This is a genomic window from Herbaspirillum sp. SJZ106, from assembly GCF_006715495.1.
In the GTDB taxonomy this organism is placed as follows: domain Bacteria; phylum Pseudomonadota; class Gammaproteobacteria; order Burkholderiales; family Burkholderiaceae_D; genus Herbaspirillum.
Window position 1 is genome coordinate 232,623 of the sequence record NZ_VFNI01000002.1, and the last position, 19,088, is coordinate 251,710.

Genomic DNA, 19,088 nt, shown 5'->3' on the forward strand with positions numbered 1-19,088 from the left:
TTTCCATGAACAACGATTGGTGGGGTTGACCGGGAAATATGTGTAACTTATGATGTTACGCGTATTTCATGTCCGGAGATTCTATCGTGAAAGCTATCCAAAGCCGATTGGTTGCTGTGAACGGCATCAACATGCATGTCTCTGAGCAGGGACAGGGGCCTGTGATATTGCTTTGCCATGGATTTCCTGAGACATCATATTCATGGCGGCACCAGATGGGGCCCCTGGCCGAAGCCGGTTACAAGGTGGTCGCACCGGATATGCGCGGATATGGGAGGACTGATAGTCCTGGTAGCGTCGAGGAATTCTCGATGGAGCATTTGGTGGGCGATATAGTCGGACTGCTTGATTCCATGGAGGTTGAGGATGCCCTGATCGTTGGTAACGACTGGGGGGCTAGCGTGGCTTGGCAAGCGGCATTGAGATTTCCGCGTCGTTTCCGCGGCTTGGTAGCCCTTGGCGTGCCCATGATGCGGCGGGCACCTGTACCGCCGACGACGTTTTTCCCGCGCACAGAAGAGTTAGAACTCTATGCGCTTTACTTCCAGGGTGTTGGAACCGCAGAACAGGAATTCGAAGAAAACGTTGCCGAATCCGTGCTCAAGATACTGTACGCAGCCTCAGGTGAGGCTGGGCCGCGCAAAGAGGGGGATGGAACGCCAAATCCATTTGGAATGGTGAACCGGAAGGCGGGCCTGCTCGCAACTCTTCCGGTTCCCAACCCACTACCGCCTTGGATGAGCCAGGAAGACATCGACGTCTATGCACAGGCGTTTGGAAGAAGTGGCTTCCGAGGAGGACTAAATTACTACCGGAACCTGGATAGGAACTGGGAACAAGAGGCAGCTTACTCGGATGCCGTCGTTGTTGTGCCGACGCTATACCTGGTTGGTGAGAGGGACACAGGGTTGAGCATCCCCGGCATGAGAGAAATAATCGCGTCGATGCCGGAACTGGTGCCAGATTTGCGTGGTGCGCATGTCATTCCAGAATGCGGTCATTGGATTCCACAGGAACGACCAGCCATTTTGTCCAAGATGATCATCGACTTTGCTAATGAGTTGGAGGTCAGGCAGGCGTAGCAAAGATTTCCAGTCAGGCTCCGAACTAAAACGCTCTGGGTATCGATGCGAAGATTGCTCGTCTATCGGAAAGGCGCTGATGGCTACGGAAAATGAATGGTTCGTTTCCAACGGATGCAGGAAGGTTTAGCGGGCCTTTTTGGCGGCGCCAGTTCGTGCACCCGGTGTTTTCACGGAACGTTTGCTCGAGGATTTTATTGGCGCCGAGTCGCGCTCCTTGATGCTGGCGGCCGTTTCCTGGAACAGTTGCCGCAACCACAGGACCGACGGGTCATTGTCTCGAAACTTGTGCCACTGAACGTTTTCCGTGAAGTGAGGGATTTCTGTAGGACAGGGCAATAGTTTCAACGGAAACTGCCTCGTAATCTTCGCAGCTAGTCTGTGCGGAAGAGTTGCAATCAAATCTGTCCCGATGAGTAGTTCTGGAACGAGGGAGAAACTCGGTGCAACCACCGTTTGTTTCCTGTGCTTGTTGCCGGCTGCAATGACACGCGTATCGAACGTGATTCTTCGGCCACCACCCCATTCCACGCTGATGTGATTCGCGTCGAAGTATTCCTCAGTCGTCAATTCTTCTTTGTCTTTAAACGCCCCATTCGCACAGACTAAGCAAGAGAATTTGTCTTCGAACAGCTCTTCTTTGGGATGCCCCTGGACAATCGCATAGTGCGGAATGATAAGAATCTCAGCATCTCCATTCTCCAGATTGTCCGGTGTCTGTGGATTGATTGACCGCAGGTCGAACTCCATCATCGGCGCCACCACTGACGCGCGCCTAATCACCTCCGACAGGAAAACATTGATGACGTAGTCGGACGATTCGATAGTGAATTTGCGAGTCGACGTCGACGGGTCGAACGACGGCCGCGCGCGGGTGATTGTTTGTACCTGCAAAAGCACGTCTCGCACGGGCTTGATGAGGCTGGAGCCCAGCGGTGTGAGCGCATTTGTCTTCCCGACAGACACGAGTAGGTCATCCTCAAAATACTCGCGAAGTCTCGCAAGGGCGCAGCTGGTGGCGGGCTGGCTAAGGAACAGACGCTCCGAAGACTTGCTTACGCTGCGGGTAGATAGCAGCGCGTCCAGGACAACCAACTGGTTCAAATCGAGTTTATTGAATCGCATGGCAAGATATTTATGCTGTAAATGTTTCGGATTTAGACAATCAATTTCACAAATGTAATGCCAAACCTATAATCCATTCAAGCGGTGAAGAACAACCGTCGACATTCAACTACAACTGGAGAGAGACGGTGATTGTTCAAAATGGAACGCCACGTTCGAGGTTCGGACAGTGGGGGCTGGTCGCCACCCTGACGATACTGAGCATGCTGGCGCAGCTCGACAAAAACATTCTGGTTTTGATGGTCGCGCCGATTCAAAAGACCTACGGCGTCAGCGACGTCGAAATCAGTTTCCTGATTGGTGCAGCATTTGCAATCGCCAACATCGCTGTTGGCATACCGGCTGGTTGGATGGCGGATAAGTGGAACCGCCGTGTAGTCATTGCGGCCGGCGTCATTATTTGGTCCTTGGCCTTGTCGGCGAATGCGGTGGCAGCCAGCTTCTTCGGCCTCGTGGCGGCCCGTGTGATTGTCGGCGGAGCTGAAGCGCTCATCCCGCCCTCGTCGTACTCGCTCATTCGTGATGGTGTCGATGAAGACCGCCGGGCACGCGCACTCTCTATTTACACAATGGCCCTGATGCTGGGGACAGGCCTGTCCTTGGTTCTTGGCGGGCCGCTGCTAGCCGCTGTTCATAATGCCGGATGGACGTATATCCCGGTTCTGGGTCACGTCACCTCTTGGCAGTTCACGTTGTTCTTGATTGGCGCCGTGGGCTTGCCGCTGGCCATGACCGTGTTCTTGAATCGCGACCCGGGCCGGTCTGCTGCGGCACCGGCGGAGCTGGCTGCCTCGAATGCGCGAGCTTCATCACTGCCGGACTATCTCTGGGCGAATCGCGCGTTCTTCATCCCCATCCTGCTGTTCGTCGTCGCCAACGCAATTGTCACCTTCGGCATGGCGGCTTGGTTGCCTGCAATGGCGGGTCGCAAGTTCATGCTGGAGATGCGTACGTTTGGTCTTTCGCAGGGCATCATCATGCTGACCGCCGGCCCCCTGGGTCTCTGGCTGGCCGGTATCGCGATGCAGAAGAAGAATGCCAATAATCCGCTCGCTCGAATCATGTCTGTCGGCCTGGTATCGAGTCTGGCGATGACCATCATGCCGACCGCGCTGGTCTTGTCTTCCAGCCTGCAGTGGTTCTGGACCATCAACTGCTTCGTCGTCCTGAGCTCCTGGACCTTCATGTCAGTCACTTCCGTGGTCATCGCACGTACGGTGCCGGCCACATCAGTTGGCCTGGTGATGGCGGTGGTGCTCTTCCTCAACGGCCTGGTCGGCCAAGGCTTCTCCCCGACGCTGATTGCCCTGGTTGGACGCTACGTCTACGGCGGTAGCGAGCATGCGCTGCCCTATGCGATGGCCACAGTGTTCGTTACAGCTGGATGTATTGCCTGCCTGGCGGCGATGAGACTGGTTTTTGTTGTGCAGCGCAGGTTCACAGGCGGAATCAAAGCCGAGCATCAGAATTCGGCCGCCTGATTACATAAAAAACAGGGAGACATGACGTGTTGAAGAAGACTTTATTGGCAGGAGCAGTGATGCTTGTCGCTGCGTCGGCACAAGCCCAGACAGAGAACGTGACGATTTCAGGTGTGTTGGGTGCGGGCGTTTTATACACAAATAACGCAAGCTACCCCAATGGCGGCGCCCGCATGCAGCAAGGCAATACCCATGCTGTCCCGTTCATCGCATTTACCGGCCGTGAAGACTTGGGGGGCGGCGCATCGGCCATCTTCAAATGGGCCAACTATGTACAACTCGATACCGGCGGCTTCAGCCCCTTCGAGACCTTCGTGGGCCTGAGCTCGCGTGACTACGGCACCGTAACACTGGGCAACCAGTACGACTTGCTGGCCGACCTGGTTCCGTACACGTCCGAGCGCTTCACCTCGAACCTTGCGACGCACCCGGGCAACCTGGACCGCACGGTCGGCAATCCGCTCAACAGCCTGGTCAAGTACAAGTCGCCGGAGATGAAGGGTTTCCAGTTTGGCGCCCAATATGGCTATGGAACCCCGACATCGACCACCAACAACGGCAATACGATGGGTTTCAGCGCCAGCTACACCTCCAATCCGTGGCAATTCTTGGTGGTGTGGGAGACGGTGCATGACGTCCCTTACTCGCCGCGCAGCTCCCTGGGCGTGCCGACGCTGTATGGCATCGACTTGGTGAAGAACCCCACCACCAAGGTGGCACAGAACCAGAACACGGCGAGCACTGGTGTTGTGTATTCCAACGCAGGATGGCGCCTGATGGGCAACTACAGCTACACCAAGCTGTCCGCGCTGGGAATTTCAGCAAAGGCCCAGACCATCGACGTCGGCGCCTATAAATATGTCACAACGGCCCTGCGCCTTGGCGGCGGCTACGCCTACACGAAGCTGGAGAACTACAAGTGGAACGTGGTGCATGCACACGCCGATTACGCCCTGTCGAAGCGCACCAGCCTCTACGCTCTGAGCGTCTTCCAGGCAGCAGGCCAGGGGCAGGTCGCGGCCATGCGGTTCCAGCCTATCGCTTCGACGAGCAGGCAGGTCGTGTTTGAGGTCGGTGTTACTCATGTCTTCTGACCCCGGTTAAGCAGTTTGTTGTTTCGTTCAACTCGTTCATACGGAGAGTGAAAATGCAGTGGGATGTGGTCGTAGTCGGGGCAGGGCCCTCGGGTTTAACAATGGCGGGTGAACTCGCAGGCGCCGGCGTGAAAACCCTGGTAGTGGAGAGGCGCACCGCAGGCGTCCAGTCGCGCGCAGGAACCATCCTTCCTCGTGTGCTCGAGTTGTTCGATGCACGCGGTATAGCAGACCGCTTCATCAACAAGACGAAGCAAATCGCTCCGTATCCGTTCAGGCCGTCGCACATCTGGTCGGGGTTCCATCCCATCGACTGGAAGTACCTGGATTCGCGCTTCGGCTTCACGCTGGGTCTGCCCCAGAACCATACCGAGGAAATTCTCTGGGAATGGGCCAAGGAGTGCGGCGCCGAGGTCGTCTCGGACAGCGAGCTCATCGACCTTCGTCAGGACGCTGAGGGCGTCACGGTTCTGGTGCGCTCGTCTGCCGGTGAAGAGAGGGAGATCCGTGCCCGTTATGTGGTGGGCGCTGACGGCGGCCGCAGTGCCGTCCGCACGAAGCTGGGCATGGACTTCGACGGTCACTCCGGCACCTTCCGCGGCATTGTCGTGGATGCACACCTGGAAGCACCGTGGCCGGGCGGCCGTATCAACGTCGACAACGAGATGGGCTGGATTCGCGGCTACACGTTCGGCGAGGGCATCACCCGCTTCAACATCGTCCACCGCGACCGGCGCCATGCCCCCAAGGAGGAGCCAGTCGAGCTGCCCGAGGTGCTCCAGTGCCTGCGCGACGTGCATGGCACCGACTACGGGATTGCCTCCTATCGCTGGGCGTCGCGCTTCGATGACCAGATGCGTAGCGTCAAGCAGCTTCGCCAGGGACGTGTGTTCCTGGTCGGTGAATCGGCCCGCATTCACTACCCGGCCAGCGGCGTGGGCATGAACTTCTGCCTGCAGGACGCCTTCAACCTGGGCTGGAAGCTGGCCAACGTGGTGAAGGGTCTCGCCAAAGCCGATACCCTGGATACCTACCATTCCGAGCGCATGCCGGTCATGGAACGACTGCTGGAGAGCGTGAAGGCGCAATGTGCGCTGCAGTTCAACTTCTCCGAGGACGCCGTTGTCCTGAAGCGCCGCATGCAGGAGCACATCATCCCGCTGCCGGATGTCCAGAAGAAGCTGGTGCTGGAGCTGTGCGGCCTGGAAACTCCGTATCCCCGCGCTGAAGGGGCGCACCCGGCGGAAGGGTTGCGCTGTCCGGACATCCTGCTGACGCTGCTGGATGGCTCTACGCCCAGCATGCTGTCCCTGCTGCGCTCGCGCAAGTTCCTGCTGTTGGACCTGGAGGGCTTCAGCCGCCAGTTCGCCGATCTCGATGTCTCGAAGTACCCCATCGATGTGGTTCAAGCGCGCCTGGCGAAGATTCCCGACGTGCTCGGTGACGTGAAGGCCCTGTTGGTCCGGCCGGATGGCTATATCGCCTGGGCTGGCAGCAGCACTGGCCTGGTGAGGGAAGTCGAAGGCCAGCTTTCGAAATGGTTTAACGGGAGTCTCTGATGCAAACGCAGCGGAAGCTTTTGAAGGGCGGCTGGGTCGTCAGCATGGACCCGAAGGTGGGTGACCACCGTTCGGCCGATATCCTGGTCGACGGCGACAAAATCGTCGAGGTTGCGCCCAACCTGGAAGTGGCGGACGCCGAACTGGTTGATGCCTCCGGGATGATTGTCATCCCAGGCTTTGTGGATACCCATCGCCACACCTGGCAGACCTGCGTTCGCCACCGCTACGCTGATATCGACCCGCAAATCTACTTCGCGGAGATGTTGGGAGCGAAGGGCGCGGCGTATCGGCCGGAAGACGTGTATATCGGCACGTTGCTGGGCGCGGTGTCGGCCTTGGACTCCGGCATCACCACGATGCTGGACTGGTCGCACATCCAGAATAGCCCTGAGCACACGGATGCCGCGGTCATCGCCCTGCAGGACTCTGGCATGCGCGCCATCTTCGCCCACGGCTGGCCGCTGGTCGAAGGCGCATCCTGGATGTTCAACAGCCAGCGCGGACACCTGGAAGACATCCGTCGCCTGCGCCAGCAGTTCTTCTCGTCCGACGACCAGTTGGTCACCCTGGCCATGGCCGGCCGTGGCCCTGAAATGGCCACCCGGGATGTCTGGCTCGGCGACCTGCGCCTGGCCCGAGAGCTCGGTATTCGCTCCAGCATCCACATGGGCGCCTATGCACGGAACGCCAAGGTGCGCGCCATCGCGCAGATGCATGAAGCGGGCGTCCTCGGCGCGGATTTGACCTTCGTCCATTGCTGCTGCTCCCACGACGACGAGATTTCGATGATGGCTGATGCTGGCGTCACCGCATCCCTCGGGGTGCACTGCGAGCTGAACGCCCAAGGTATCGGCGACATCCCGTTCGACCGCCTGCTGGCGGCCGGCATTCGCCCCAGCCTGAGCGGCGACACCGAAACGAAGTGCGCCGGCGACATGTTTACCCAGATGCGGCATGCATTCGCCTATTACCGTTCCTGGATGGGCGGCGGCCACTCCAAGGCAAAGGGTGCACCGGAGACGATGACGATGCGCGACGTGCTGGAGTTCGCAACCCTGTCGGGCGCGCAGGCGACCGGCATGGAGAGCAAAATCGGCTCCCTGACTCCTGGCAAGCAGGCTGACATCGTCATGATTCGTACCGACGACATCAATCTGGCGCCGGTCTCGGATGCAGTGGGAGCCATCGTCCTGGCCGCCCACCCCGGTAACGTGGATTCGGTGTACGTGGCCGGCCGCGCGGTCAAGAAGGGCGGCAAGCTGCTGTCCGTGGACCTCGATCAGGTGCGCGACCGCGCTGTGAGCTCGCAGAAGTTCGTTCTGGGGCTGCAATGACGTCGACCAATTCAGCAAAAGAGTTGGATCCTCAACTGGCGGAAATCGTCCGCAAGGTGGCCGAGGTCGGCATTCCTCCGCCGTTTTCAGGCACGCCAGAGCAGGCCCGGGGCCGCCTGCGCCAGGCAATCGAGCGCGCAAGGGCGGGTAAGACCTTGCCTGAGGTGCTCTCGACGGAGGATGTCGTGGCATCGGACGAGGTCAATGGCCAGCTTATCGAGGTTCCTGTCCGTGTGTATCGGCCCTTGGCTTTCCAGGGGCGGATCCCAACCGTCGTGTTCTTCCATGGTGGCGGCTTTGTCCTGGGCAGCGTTGAGCTCATGGACGACATCGTGCGCAAGCTGTGCCGTGATACCGGCGCCGTCGTGGTGTCCGCGGATTACCGGCTGGCGCCCGAACATCCTTTTCCGGCCGCGCACGATGACGCCCTGGCGGCTACTCGCTGGGCCTTGAAGAACGTGGAAACGCTCGGTGGCGACCCGCTCCGTGTGGCCGTTGCTGGCGAAAGCGCCGGCGCCAACCTGGCAACGTCCGCCGCAATTCTGGTTTCCCGTGAGTCTCCAAGGAGCCTTGTGGCCCAGCTGCTGGTGGTCCCTGGCATTGATATGGCCCGGGATGTGTCGGAAATTGAGGCCCGTGGCATCGACTATCCGATGCTCAAGCCGAACGATTTGCGCGACATTTCCCGCCTGTACATGGGCGAGAACATGACCCAGTCCACGGAATTCCCTCCGTCGCCGCTGCGCGCGACGGCCCTGGAAAGTTCGCCGCCGGCGCTCATTGCGGTCGCCGGCCACGACCCGTTACGGCCAGAAGGCCTGGCGTATGCCGACAAGCTGGCCCAAAACGGAGTCCCGGTGAAGGTGCTCGACTTCGACAGCATGTTTCACCTCTTCTTCGGCATGTTCGAAGCGTCGGCCGGGGCGCGCCTTGCCAATGACCAGATTTGCCAGTCTTTCTCTCGCTGGATTGAGGCCTATTCCAGTGAGGGCGCGGGATGCAGCGCCGCTACTTTCAGCTGATTTTTTCTTAGGAGTTCTGTAATGCGTTACGTATCGGTTTTGTATCAAGGCAAAAAGGCCCTCGGTGTTCGCGAAAGCAAGGGAATTCGCATCATCGGTGAGGAATCTCTGGAAGACCTCCTGGCGCGTGGTGTCAGCCTCAAGAACTACGGCGGGACCTTCAAGGAAGGCGTGGTCGTGGCGGAACAGGACGTTACCTATCTGCCGCCGCTGTCCCGTCCGCCGAAAATCATCTGCGTCGGCCTGAACTATGCCGACCACACCAAGGAGAGCAACTTCGTCCAGCCGGATTACCCCACGCTGTTCTTCCGCGTGAATACCAGCCTGGTTGCGCATGCGCAACCGATGATTCGCCCAGCGGTGAAGGACAGCGAAGGCCTCGATTTCGAAGGTGAGATTGCCGCCGTGATTGGCAAGGGCGGTCGCCACATCGCGCCCGCTGACGCTCTGGAGCATGTGGCCGGATACAGCCTCTTCAACGACGGTTCCGTGCGCGAGTACCAGTTCAAGACCCCGCAATGGACCGTCGGCAAGAACTTCGACGGTACCGGCGCCTTTGGCCCAGACCTGGTCACCGCCGACGAGCTGCCGGCCGGCGCCAAGGGCCTGCGCCTGGAAACCATCCTGAACGGGGAAGTGGTCCAGTCGGCCAGTACCGACGAGATGGTCTTCGATATCGCAACCGTTATCAGCATCGTCAGCCAGGCTATTACCCTGGAACCGGGTGACGTGATTGTCACCGGCACACCGTCGGGTATCGGCTGGGCGCGCTCGCCGAAGCTGCTGATGAAGGCCGGTGACGTGTGCGAGGTCCGCGTCGAGGGTATTGGCACGCTGCGCAACGTCATCATGGACGAAGCACGCTAAGTAGTCCCGGAAGTAAAACGGGCCTCCGGCAACGCATCGTGAGGCCCGTGGCGTTTAGGAGATATGTCGTGACAGCCATCCATTCGATTGACCATTTCGCGCTGGCAGTACCAGATTTGAACCAGGCCAGGACGTTTTTCTCCACCTTCGGGCTGGATATCAAGGAGAACACGAGTCCGGAAGGTGGCCTGAACGTGTTCGCCGCCGATGGCCACCGCTGGGCGCGGCTCGTGCCGGGCGACCGGAAGCATCTGGATTATCTGACCTTCAACGCCTACCAGGAAGATATCTTCCGGTTGCATAGCCAGGTGGTGGAGGCGGGGGCGACTCAGGTATCGGCCATTTCGCAGGGTGACGAGCCCTCGTTCTGGTTCCGCGACCCGGATGGCAACCGGATTCAGGTACGTGTCGGCCCCAAGACCACGCTGGATGAGAAACCGACCAGGACGAGCGAGAGCACGCCGGCGGACAAGCGCGGGGCATGCACACGCGCTGAGGCGGTGACAGTGAAGCCCACCCGGCTCTCGCACGTGCTGCTGTTCACGCCGGATGTCCTTGGCTCGGTGGCTTTCTATGAGCGCGCCCTGGGACTGCGCCTTTCGGACAAGTCCCGCGATATCATCGCCTTCATGCATGCTCCCCATGGCTGCGACCATCACCTAGTGGCTTTCGCCAAGAGCAGCGCGCGAGGCTGGCATCACTCATCCTGGGACGTACCAGACGTCAATGCGGTGGGTGCCGGCGCCGCCCAGATGGCTGCTGCTGGGTATGTGAAGGGCTGGGGCACCGGGCGCCATGTACTCGGCTCCAATTACTTCCACTATGTAGAGGATCCTTGGGGTTCCTTCTGCGAGTTTTCGGCCGACATCGACTATGTGTCCGCAGGCAAGCCATGGCCGGCCGGCGACTTCCCGCCGGAGGACTCCCTGTATCTGTGGGGGCCCGGCGTGCCGGAGAATTTCATCTTCAATACCGAGGCATGAGCCAGTATTGAGCGCACATCACTTTAAGGATGAACAACTTGAGCCCCAGACTGCCCCATTTCTCCGTTGAAAGCGCATCTCCGGAGCAGAAGGACGTATTGCATGCGATTCTCTCCGGCCCGCGCGGCAACCTGAATGGCCCATTTCTCTCGTGGATTCATAGCCCCGAGCTGGCAAGCCGTGCGCAGGAGCTGGGGGCGTTCTGCCGCTACGGCACGGGATTGTCTCTGCGGCTCTCCGAGCTCGCCATCCTGTGCACGGCGGCCAAGTGGAAGTCGCAAGCCGAGTGGTATATCCACTACCCGATAGGCGTTGATGCCGGGCTCAAGCCAGAAGTGCTCGAAGACCTCCGGCAGGATAAGCCGCCCAAGTTCGATAACGGCGACGAAGCCTTGATTTGGCGATTCGTAGAGGACCTGTACCAGAAGAGACGGGTGTCCGACGAGATCTATCACGAGGCGGTCACCAGTTTCGGCGTCAAGACGGTGGTGAATCTGGTGGGGCTGCTGGGGTACTACACCTTGGTGGCGATGAGCCTGAACGTATTTGACGTCAGGGCGGACGGGCAAGTCGAGCTGCCGTTCCCAGATACCCCGTAATGGTCCGCTGCAACCGGGCCAGTCCTTTTTCGAGCGGATGACTGGCCTGATCCCGTTATCCGCTTTAGCAGATTTCTGAACTAACGGAGGCGGTAGAAATGATGGATACGAGTTTGCAGACGAAATTCACGCACGTGAAGCCTGGTGACACTCAGTTCGTTGAGGGGGGCCTGCGGGATTTTTTCGTCTATCGGGACCTGGGCGTCGCCGAGGCCACCCAAGGAAAGGTCATCGCCCAACTGGTGCGCGCAAATGCGGCTCCTGAGGCTGGCACCGGATGGCACGTGCACGAGGCGGAGTTCCACATCGTCTACATGCTGAAGGGCTGGGCGAAGTTCATGTACGAAGACAAGGAAACGCTCGTCAGCGCTGGCGACTGCGTGCATCAGGCGCCGGGTATCCGCCACTTCCTGTTCGACTACTCGCCCGATATGGAGTACCTGGAAGTGGTCGGCCCGGCCGACTTCGCCAGCATCGGGGTAGCGGAGCCATGTGCAGTGCCGGAACCCGCGCCCTGGGCATAAGGCTGAACAGTTTCATCTCCTCTGCTGCCAGCGGAGGTTCTGCCCAGAGGACTTCCCGGGGCATTTTTATTCCACCGTCACCGACTTAGCCAAATTCCGCGGCTTATCCACATCGGTGCCACGCGCCAACGCCGTGTGATAAGCCAGCAACTGCAACGGCACCACGTGCAGGATCGGCGACAACACCCCATAGTGCTCCGGCATGCGGATCACGTGCAGGCCTTCGCTTGAGTGGATGTGCGAATCGCTGTCGGCGAACACGTAGAGCTGGCCGCCACGGGCGCGCACTTCCTGCATGTTCGATTTCAGTTTTTCCACCAGCGCGTCGTTGGGGGCGATGGTGACTACCGGCATCTGGTCGGTTACCAGCGCCAGCGGGCCGTGCTTGAGTTCGCCGGCGGCGTAGGCTTCGGCGTGGATGTAGGTGATTTCCTTGAGCTTCAGGGCGCCTTCCAGCGCGATCGGGTAGTGCAGGCCGCGGCCGAGGAAGAGGGCGTTTTCGCGGCGGGCGAAGGTTTCGGCCCAGGCGACGATGCTGGGTTCGAGCGCCAGTACGCTTTGCAGCGCGGCAGGCAGGTGGCGCATGGCCTTGAGGTGGGCTTCTTCCTGCTCTTGCGTCAGCAGGCCGCGGGTTTGCGCCAGCGACAGCGTGAGCAGCAGCAGGGCCACCAGTTGGGTGGTGAAGGCCTTGGTCGAGGCGACGCCGACTTCGACGCCGGCGCGCGTGATGTAGGCCAGTTCGCATTCTCGCACCATGGCGCTGGTGGCGACGTTGCAGATGGTCAGCGTGTGCGGCATGCCGAGGCTGCGCGCATGCTTGAGCGCGGCCAGGGTGTCGGCGGTTTCGCCGCTTTGCGAAATGGTGACGACCAGCGATTTCGGGTTGGGCACGCTGTCGCGGTAGCGGTATTCGCTGGCGATCTCGACGTTGACCGGGATCCTGGCGATCGATTCCAGCCAGTACTTGGCGGTGAGGCCGGCGTAGTAGCTGGTGCCGCAGGCCAGGATCAGGACCGAGTCGACTTCCTTGAAGATCTTGTAGGCCTTGTCGCCGAACAGTTCGGGCATGATGCCGGCCACGCCTTCGAGCGTGTCGGCGATGGCGCGCGGTTGCTCGAAAATTTCCTTTTGCATGTAGTGCTGGTAGGGGCCGAGTTCGACCGCGCTGCTGAAGGCTTGCACCGTACGCACTTCGCGTTCGGCCGAGCGGCCGGCGGCGTCGACGATCCAGACTTTTTGCAATTGCAGGTCGACCACGTCGCCTTCTTCCAGGTAGATGATCTGGTCGGTGGTGCCGGCCAGCGCCATGGCGTCGGAGGCGACGAAGTTCTGGCCTTCGCCCAGGCCGACGATCAGCGGCGAGCCTTGGCGGGCAGCGACCACGCGGTGCGGTTCGTCGGACGAGAACACGGCGATGGCGTAGGCGCCGGTCAGGCGGCGCACGGCCTGTTGCACGGTGGCGAACAGGTCGCCGTCGTACATGTGGTCGATCAGGTGGGCGATGACCTCGGTGTCGGTCTGGCTCTCGAACGTGTAGCCGGCGGCTTGCAGCTCGGCGCGCAGTTCGTCGTGGTTTTCGATGATGCCGTTGTGGACCAGCGCGATGCGATCGCGCGAGAAGTGCGGATGGGCGTTGTGTGTGGCCGGGGCGCCGTGGGTGGCCCAGCGCGTGTGGGCGATGCCGGTGAAGCCGGCCAGGCCGGTCTGTTCGATCTGCTTTTGCAGTTCGGCGACGCGTGAGGTGCTGCGCGAGCGCTGCAGCTTGCCGTCCACGTACAGCGCGACGCCGCAGGAGTCGTAGCCGCGGTATTCGAGGCGCTTTAAGCCCTCGAGCAGGATGGGAGTGACGTTTTGTTGCGCAACCGCGCCGACGATGCCGCACATGATGAACCTCGCTGGAAGAAATGTGAGGCCATATTAGGCGAGGGGGTATGAAATAAGATTTCTAAAATAATTTAAATATGAACTATTATTGCCATTAGGATTTATGTTGGAATTAACGTAAACATATTTAATTAATATGAAATTATGTTTCATATTTAATTGCTCGAACAACTTCATTGCAAGCAAGGTGCCGGATGAAACTCGAACTCGACGACCTGGATCGCCGTATCTTGAAGGCGCTGCAAAGCGATGCCAGCCAGACCAACCATCAGTTGGCGGCGTCGGTGCACGCGTCGCCGCCGACTTGCCTGCGCCGGGTCAGGCGGCTGACCGAGGCGGGCGTGATCGCGCGCCAGGTGGCCTTGCTAGATACGGACAAGCTGGCATCGACCTTGACCGCCATCGTTGAAATCACGCTGGATCGCCAGGGGGATGAAGAGCAGCAATCGTTTGAGTCGCTGGTGGCCGATGAGCCGGCGGTGCAGCAGTGCTATCGGGTGTCGCCCGGCCCGGATTTCGTGCTGGTGGTGCTGGTGGCCGACATGCCGGCCTATCATGCGCTGGCGCATCGCTTGTTCGCTTCGCAAAAGAACGTGCGCAACGTGCGCAGCTATTTCTCTGTATTGCGCAGCAAATTCGAGACGGCGGTGCCGATCGATGTGCAGAAGGAATAGGCAGGAGTGGGATCAATATAAAAAGGACCGGCCCGCGTGTTGTGCAGTCACGGAGCCGGTCCTTTTTGTTTTTCGGCGCTGTTTGCCGGGATGATTATTTCTTGATTTTCACCGGACGCTGCCAGCCCGGCAGCGAGAGCTGCTTGGCGCGCGACAGCGTGAGCTGGCCGGCCGGGGCATCCTTGGTCAGCGTGGTGCCGGCGCCCAGCGTGGCACCCTTTCCGACGCGCACCGGCGCCACCAGTTGCGAATCGCTGCCGATGAAGGCGTCGTCTTCGATGACGGTGCGGAATTTGTTGGCGCCGTCGTAATTGCAGGTGATCACGCCGGCGCCGATGTTGACGCCGCTGCCGACATCGGCATCGCCCACGTAGGCCAGGTGGTTGGCCTTGCTGCCGATGCCGACGATGCTGTTCTTGACCTCGACGAAGTTGCCCACGTGGACATCCTGCTCCAGTTCGGTGCCGGGGCGCAGGCGCGCGTACGGGCCGACCTGGGCGCCGGCGCCGACGGTCGCGCCTTCGATGTGGGTGAAGGGCTTGATGTTGGCGCAGGCGCCGATGCTGGCGTTCTTGATCACGCAATTGGCGCCGATGGCCGCGCCTTCGGCGATGCTGACGCGGCCTTCGAATACGCAGTTGACGTCGATGGCGACATCGCGGCCGCAGGTGAGCTCGCCGCGGACATCGATGCGCGCCGGGTCGGCCAGCGTCACCCCTTGCTCCAGCAGCCGGTTGGCGATATTGCGCTGGTGCACGCGTTCCAGTTCTGCCAGTTGCGCCTTGCTGTTGACGCCCAGCGTTTCGGCCACATCGTCGGGCTGGGCCGAGACCACCTCGACGCCATCGGCCACCGCCAGGGCGATGATGTCAGTCAAATAATATTCGCCCTGGGCGTTCTGGTTGGACAGCGCGGCCAGCCACTTGCGCAGCCGGGCGGTGGGCGCGGCGATGATGCCGGTATTGATCTCGCGGATGGCGCGCTGGGCTTGGCTGGCATCCTTTTGCTCGACGATGCTGGTGATCCGGCCGTTCTCGCGCACGATGCGACCGTAACCGGTCGGGTCGTCCAGGGTAATGGTCAGTACGCCCAGCTTGTCGTTGCCGGCCGCGTCCAGCAGGCGCTGCAGGGAAGCCGACGTGGTCAGCGGCACGTCGCCGTAGAGGACCAGGGTCGGCGCATCGTCTTCGATGTGCGGCAGGGCTTGCATCACTGCGTGGCCGGTGCCCAATTGCGGTTCTTGTTTGGCGAACGACAGGCCGGCATCCGCGAACGCCTTGGGCACCGCATCGCCGCCGTGGCCGTAAACCACGCACAGTTGCCGGGGCGAGAGCGAGCGGGCGGTGTCGATGACGTGGCCCAGGAGCGGCTTCCCGGCGAGCGGATGCAAGACTTTGGGCAGGGCCGACTGCATGCGTTTGCCCATGCCTGCGGCGAGGATGACGATGTTCATGTAAGAGCTTGTAGCGAGCGGAACGAAAGCCGGAAGTCTAGCATGCAGGCCTTGTTCCGGGCCTTGTCCAAATGCAAAGTTGAAGGTCATTTCCGCATGTGCTCGACCCTTTGCGTGGCTGGGCGGCAATTATGATGGCACTCTGCACTGAATGCGTCTGACGCACTGGGAGACGCATTCAGTTGCGGCGCGGCATCATTCCGGCGGCCGGGTTGCAATAGCATCAAGATAACGATAACGGATCCCGGCAAGACCGGGATATCCATGGAAGCAGTCAATGAAGATCTTATTGTTGAACGACGAGTTTTATACCACCGGCGCGAGCATCGCAATGTTGCGCCTGGCAGAACGGCTGGTGCAGCACCACGAGGTATACGTCATGCCGCGTATCGACGGCCAGGGAGATGTGCGCAAGAAGTTCGAAGCCTTGGGCATTCCCATCGTCAAGAACATCGATAGCGCCGACGTGATCGTCTCCAACTGCATCTTGTCGGGAGCGGCGGTCGCCGACCTGGCGTCGCGTTGCCCGGTAGTCTGGTGGATCCATGAGGCAGAAATCGGGCGCGATCTGCTAGTGCACTACCCGCAAATGGCAGCCGGTTTCAAGAAGGCTTCGCATATCGTTTTCCAGACCGAATTCCAGCGCATCGTCTACGGCAGTTTCCTGTTCGACAGTCCGGCCGCCACCCATGTGCTGCCGTTCTGGAACGATGCCATTTACCGGCAGGAAGACCTCGCTCCCAAGTCGAAAGACAAGAAGCGCATCGTCTGCATCGGCACCATCGAGCAACGCAAGCGCATGGAGGACGTCATCATGGCGGTCAACGCCATGGATGAGGCGTTGCGCGACAGCGTCGAAGTGCTTTTCATCGGCAAGTACTTGCAGATGAGCGATGGCGCCAGGCGCCTGGCCGAAGCGTTCCCCAATCTCTACCGGTTCATGGGCGAGCTTCCCAACGAAGAGACCCTGCGCTACCTGGCCTCGGCCGATGCTTACGTGCTGGCCAGCAATTCCGAGTCGCAGCCGCTGACGATCTGGGAGGCTTTCGAGCTCGAGGTGCCGGTCTGCCTGTCCGATTTGGAAACCTACCGGCATATTGGCCTGCGCAATGGCGTCAATGCGTTGATGCACCCGGTGGGCAACATCGAAATGCTGTCTTCCAACCTGCGCATGTTGCTGACCAGCGACGAGGTGCGCCGCAGTGTCTCCCGCGCCGGCAAGAGCCTGCTGCTCGGTCGCCTGGCCAGCGACTGGGCCGATGAGTTCGAGCGCATTATCTATCGAGCGCAGGCGCAGGCGGAGATTAAGAGTTTAGGTTATTGAGTCCTCTCCCAAGAAATTTTGTATTGGCTCTAGTTCATCCTAGAACTGTTAATTTGTCTTTTTTAGAATGTTACGGGCGCTGGCAGTTACTCCAGCATTAATGCCAGCGATTCGTCGTGGGATAGCTTGGGGAGTGGACATGTTTATTTCTGACGCAGAGCGTTGGACGGTTGGTTTAGGCGCGCCATGGATGAAGCTTGAGTAGACCTCGTTGTACAAATGTACATGTTGTTTTAAGCCGAAACGGTTTTTGACCTCTTGCTGAGCCTGTATTGCCAATTTACTCCGCAATTCAGGAGATTCAATCAGTGAAACGATAGCATCCAGCCAGGCTTGACTGGAGTTTGGCATGAGCAAACCGGTGCTCTCATTCGTAACAACGGCGTTATAGACTGATACGTCACTAAAAATAGATGCGATGCCAGCGGCAGAGTAATCCAGCCATTTGACAAAGCTTTTGCATTGATTGTATTCGTCCTGAGCCAAAGGAATCAGGGCAATATCCCATTCCATATGCTTAAGTTGTACTGCATATTTCTCGTATTCATGAATGAAGGATGTGAAGCGAGCATTGGGATGCTGTTCCCAGCCTTGGGGACAATGCCAACCAACGAAGTCGATGCGTACTTTATCCCTATAACGTTCACATATTGTGCGCAAGGCCTGATGTACGAGTGCAAAATTCGATGGCTGAATAGATGAGCCGAGCAGGCCAATAGTGATGGCCTCTCCTTTTTGCTTGCGCGGCACGTCTCGATGAAAAATGTCGTAATCCAGATAATTCTGGAGGACGTGAACATTAGCGTTGAGCTGACGATACTTTTCGGCCAAGAAATGGGTGGATACCACTACGGCTTGCGCCCGTTTCACAGAGTATTCGATACCTTCTTTCCAGCTGGCGCCGGCAGCGGCTTCGGGATGGTCTGTGGGAATCTCATTAAGTAGATCATCGGATTCGTAGATGACTGGTTTGCCTAACTTGAATATCACATCCAGTGCCGAGATTGGCAGTAAGCCGGGGGTAAAACGATGTAATAAGATAACATCGGCACGTGCGGCGGCAGCGGTATCAAGCTGGCTGTTTTTGATGCCCCATTCTATTTCCCATTCGTCGGACATTTTCGCAAAAGGACGAATTAACCGGATCTGCGGGCAGGGGCTCCAGGTCGATTCCACACTGAACACTAACAGCCGTTTTTTCCGTTTCGCGAAGACCCCGCCAACAGGAGGTAAAGTTGTTGCTGTGATGGTTGAGTTCACCGCAACCGGTGAATGTGTTTTATGTATAGGTTCACCATTCAGGCCTACTGCCGACTTTTGTGTTTTTTCGACGAGGCTGCGAAGATCGTTCCAAAATGCATCTTCTTCTTCCTGATAAACATCACTGGCTTCATGTACAGTTTGTTTTGCTTGCGCAATATCTTCAGGATTGAGGCCCCAAGAAATGCCCTTGCCTTTCATGAGCCATGGAAAGCTTTCTGGGAGAGAGGTTGCATTCATGATGTAGACAACCGGGCACCCGCACAAAAGGGCTTCAAAGCACACTGTTGAGTGCTCATACATATACAAACATTCGACAGATCTAAAGATTTCGGCCAGTTGTGCTGCGGAACGCTCGGGTACTCGATATGAAATTTCTATCGAATCTGCAGCGATGGGGTGTAGTTCCCCTCCTTTATTTAGATGCCTATGGATGAAAACAGCCGTTCCTTTACGTTTTGTATCATCGACGCCAATGCTGTTGAATAGCCGCGTGTCGACAAGAGGGATGCGCAACATATCGGCAACCCATCCCTTGGGGACAAGCGTGGGGCCAAATGTATAGACCAGATCCCGAGGCTGAAGATTGATTGGTCGTCCTGTGTAGATAGCTGGTTCAGCAAGCAGATAGCGGACAACGTTACGTGCGTTGAGCGGGTTGTCGCTGACAACTTCTGGGTAAATTGCAATAGGACTGCGCCCGGCTTCCTGATGCATTCGTATGATGTCCTGCGTTAGGATAGGCGTGCGAAGTTGAGGGTTGACATTAGGGTTTAACGCATAAGCCTCTTCCCCGATCAGATTCAGCGCGTGACAGAGG

General features: G+C 58.9%; 16 protein-coding genes. 12 read left to right on the forward strand and 4 right to left on the reverse strand.

What is annotated here, in order from left to right; genetic code table 11:
• Positions 1-86: 86 nt before the first annotated feature.
• A complete protein-coding gene (locus FB598_RS06265) occupies positions 87-1,082 on the forward strand; it encodes an alpha/beta fold hydrolase (RefSeq protein ID WP_255515733.1) in 996 nt (331 codons plus the stop codon).
• A gap of 126 nt (positions 1,083-1,208) precedes the next feature.
• Here FB598_RS06265 and FB598_RS06270 read toward each other — a convergent pair whose 3' ends face one another.
• Positions 1,209-2,207, reverse strand: a complete 999-nt coding sequence (locus FB598_RS06270; RefSeq protein ID WP_141913984.1) for a LysR family transcriptional regulator — start codon at positions 2,205-2,207, stop codon at positions 1,209-1,211.
• Positions 2,208-2,410: 203 nt separating this feature from the next.
• Here FB598_RS06270 and FB598_RS06275 point away from each other — a divergent pair, with 203 nt between their 5' ends.
• The 9 genes from FB598_RS06275 to FB598_RS06315 all read left to right on the forward strand — a co-directional run bounded on the left by FB598_RS06275 (position 2,411) and on the right by FB598_RS06315 (position 11,673).
• Positions 2,411-3,688 (forward strand): MFS transporter, encoded by a 1,278-nt coding sequence (locus FB598_RS06275; protein ID WP_141913983.1) that lies wholly within the window; start codon positions 2,411-2,413, stop codon positions 3,686-3,688.
• Between the two features lie 26 nt (positions 3,689-3,714).
• Positions 3,715-4,782: a porin gene (locus FB598_RS06280; RefSeq protein ID WP_255515734.1), complete on the forward strand. Its 1,068-nt coding sequence runs from the start codon at positions 3,715-3,717 to the stop codon at positions 4,780-4,782.
• A gap of 101 nt (positions 4,783-4,883) precedes the next feature.
• Positions 4,884-6,341: an FAD-dependent monooxygenase gene (locus FB598_RS06285; RefSeq protein ID WP_370454645.1), complete on the forward strand. Its 1,458-nt coding sequence runs from the start codon at positions 4,884-4,886 to the stop codon at positions 6,339-6,341.
• Complete coding sequence (locus tag FB598_RS06290; RefSeq protein WP_141913981.1) at positions 6,341-7,678, forward strand: amidohydrolase family protein; 1,338 nt, start codon at positions 6,341-6,343, stop codon at positions 7,676-7,678. The genes FB598_RS06285 and FB598_RS06290 overlap by 1 nt, the downstream gene beginning before the upstream one ends.
• A complete protein-coding gene (locus tag FB598_RS06295; protein WP_141913980.1) occupies positions 7,675-8,700 on the forward strand; it encodes an alpha/beta hydrolase in 1,026 nt (341 codons plus the stop codon). The genes FB598_RS06290 and FB598_RS06295 overlap by 4 nt, the downstream gene beginning before the upstream one ends.
• 21 nt (positions 8,701-8,721) lie before the next feature.
• The gene (locus FB598_RS06300) at positions 8,722-9,567 is read left to right on the forward strand and encodes a fumarylacetoacetate hydrolase family protein (protein WP_141913979.1); all 846 of its coding nucleotides are present in this window, start codon (positions 8,722-8,724) and stop codon (positions 9,565-9,567) included.
• A 68-nt stretch (positions 9,568-9,635) separates the two neighbouring features.
• Positions 9,636-10,550, forward strand: coding sequence for a VOC family protein (locus tag FB598_RS06305; protein ID WP_141913978.1), 915 nt, complete (start codon positions 9,636-9,638; stop codon positions 10,548-10,550).
• A gap of 38 nt (positions 10,551-10,588) precedes the next feature.
• Positions 10,589-11,149, forward strand: a complete 561-nt coding sequence (locus FB598_RS06310; RefSeq protein WP_141913977.1) for a carboxymuconolactone decarboxylase family protein — start codon at positions 10,589-10,591, stop codon at positions 11,147-11,149.
• Positions 11,150-11,250: 101 nt separating this feature from the next.
• Positions 11,251-11,673 carry a cupin domain-containing protein gene (locus FB598_RS06315; RefSeq protein WP_370454657.1) on the forward strand — a complete coding sequence of 141 codons (423 nt, stop codon included), beginning with the start codon at positions 11,251-11,253 and terminating at the stop codon, positions 11,671-11,673.
• A 66-nt stretch (positions 11,674-11,739) separates the two neighbouring features.
• Here FB598_RS06315 and glmS read toward each other — a convergent pair whose 3' ends face one another.
• Positions 11,740-13,557, reverse strand: a complete 1,818-nt coding sequence (glmS, locus tag FB598_RS06320) for a glutamine--fructose-6-phosphate transaminase (isomerizing) (protein ID WP_141913975.1) — start codon at positions 13,555-13,557, stop codon at positions 11,740-11,742.
• A 194-nt stretch (positions 13,558-13,751) separates the two neighbouring features.
• On the opposite strand from glmS, the gene FB598_RS06325 reads away from it, so the two are divergent.
• A complete protein-coding gene (locus FB598_RS06325) occupies positions 13,752-14,231 on the forward strand; it encodes an Lrp/AsnC family transcriptional regulator (protein WP_141913974.1) in 480 nt (159 codons plus the stop codon).
• 94 nt (positions 14,232-14,325) lie between these two features.
• On the opposite strand, the gene glmU is transcribed toward FB598_RS06325, so the two are convergent.
• Positions 14,326-15,684, reverse strand: coding sequence for a bifunctional UDP-N-acetylglucosamine diphosphorylase/glucosamine-1-phosphate N-acetyltransferase GlmU (glmU, locus tag FB598_RS06330; RefSeq protein ID WP_141913973.1), 1,359 nt, complete (start codon positions 15,682-15,684; stop codon positions 14,326-14,328).
• Positions 15,685-15,961: 277 nt separating this feature from the next.
• Here glmU and FB598_RS06335 point away from each other — a divergent pair, with 277 nt between their 5' ends.
• Complete coding sequence (locus tag FB598_RS06335; protein ID WP_141913972.1) at positions 15,962-17,008, forward strand: glycosyltransferase family 4 protein; 1,047 nt, start codon at positions 15,962-15,964, stop codon at positions 17,006-17,008.
• A 48-nt stretch (positions 17,009-17,056) separates the two neighbouring features.
• On the opposite strand, the gene FB598_RS06340 is transcribed toward FB598_RS06335, so the two are convergent.
• On the reverse strand, positions 17,057-18,985 hold the full coding sequence (locus tag FB598_RS06340) for a glycosyltransferase (RefSeq protein ID WP_255463850.1): 1,929 nt from the start codon (positions 18,983-18,985) through the stop codon (positions 17,057-17,059).
• Positions 18,986-19,088: the final 103 nt, after the last annotated feature.

Bases quoted from the DNA above. Each gene is read 5' to 3' on its own strand.
- FB598_RS06340 (WP_255463850.1), bottom strand. From the start codon at position 18,985: ATGCATCAGGAAGCCGGGCGCAGTCCTATTGCAATTTACCCAGAAGTT.
- FB598_RS06290 (WP_141913981.1), top strand. From the start codon at position 6,341: ATGCAAACGCAGCGGAAGCTTTTGAAGGGCGGCTGGGTCGTCAGCATG.
- FB598_RS06285 (WP_370454645.1), top strand. From the start codon at position 4,884: ATGGCGGGTGAACTCGCAGGCGCCGGCGTGAAAACCCTGGTAGTGGAG.
- FB598_RS06270 (WP_141913984.1), bottom strand. From the start codon at position 2,207: ATGCGATTCAATAAACTCGATTTGAACCAGTTGGTTGTCCTGGACGCG.
- glmS (WP_141913975.1), bottom strand. From the start codon at position 13,557: ATGTGCGGCATCGTCGGCGCGGTTGCGCAACAAAACGTCACTCCCATC.
- FB598_RS06295 (WP_141913980.1), top strand. From the start codon at position 7,675: ATGACGTCGACCAATTCAGCAAAAGAGTTGGATCCTCAACTGGCGGAA.
- glmU (WP_141913973.1), bottom strand. From the start codon at position 15,684: ATGAACATCGTCATCCTCGCCGCAGGCATGGGCAAACGCATGCAGTCG.
- FB598_RS06325 (WP_141913974.1), top strand. From the start codon at position 13,752: ATGAAACTCGAACTCGACGACCTGGATCGCCGTATCTTGAAGGCGCTG.
- FB598_RS06335 (WP_141913972.1), top strand. From the start codon at position 15,962: ATGAAGATCTTATTGTTGAACGACGAGTTTTATACCACCGGCGCGAGC.
- FB598_RS06300 (WP_141913979.1), top strand. From the start codon at position 8,722: ATGCGTTACGTATCGGTTTTGTATCAAGGCAAAAAGGCCCTCGGTGTT.
- FB598_RS06315 (WP_370454657.1), top strand. From the start codon at position 11,251: ATGGATACGAGTTTGCAGACGAAATTCACGCACGTGAAGCCTGGTGAC.
- FB598_RS06275 (WP_141913983.1), top strand. From the start codon at position 2,411: ATGCTGGCGCAGCTCGACAAAAACATTCTGGTTTTGATGGTCGCGCCG.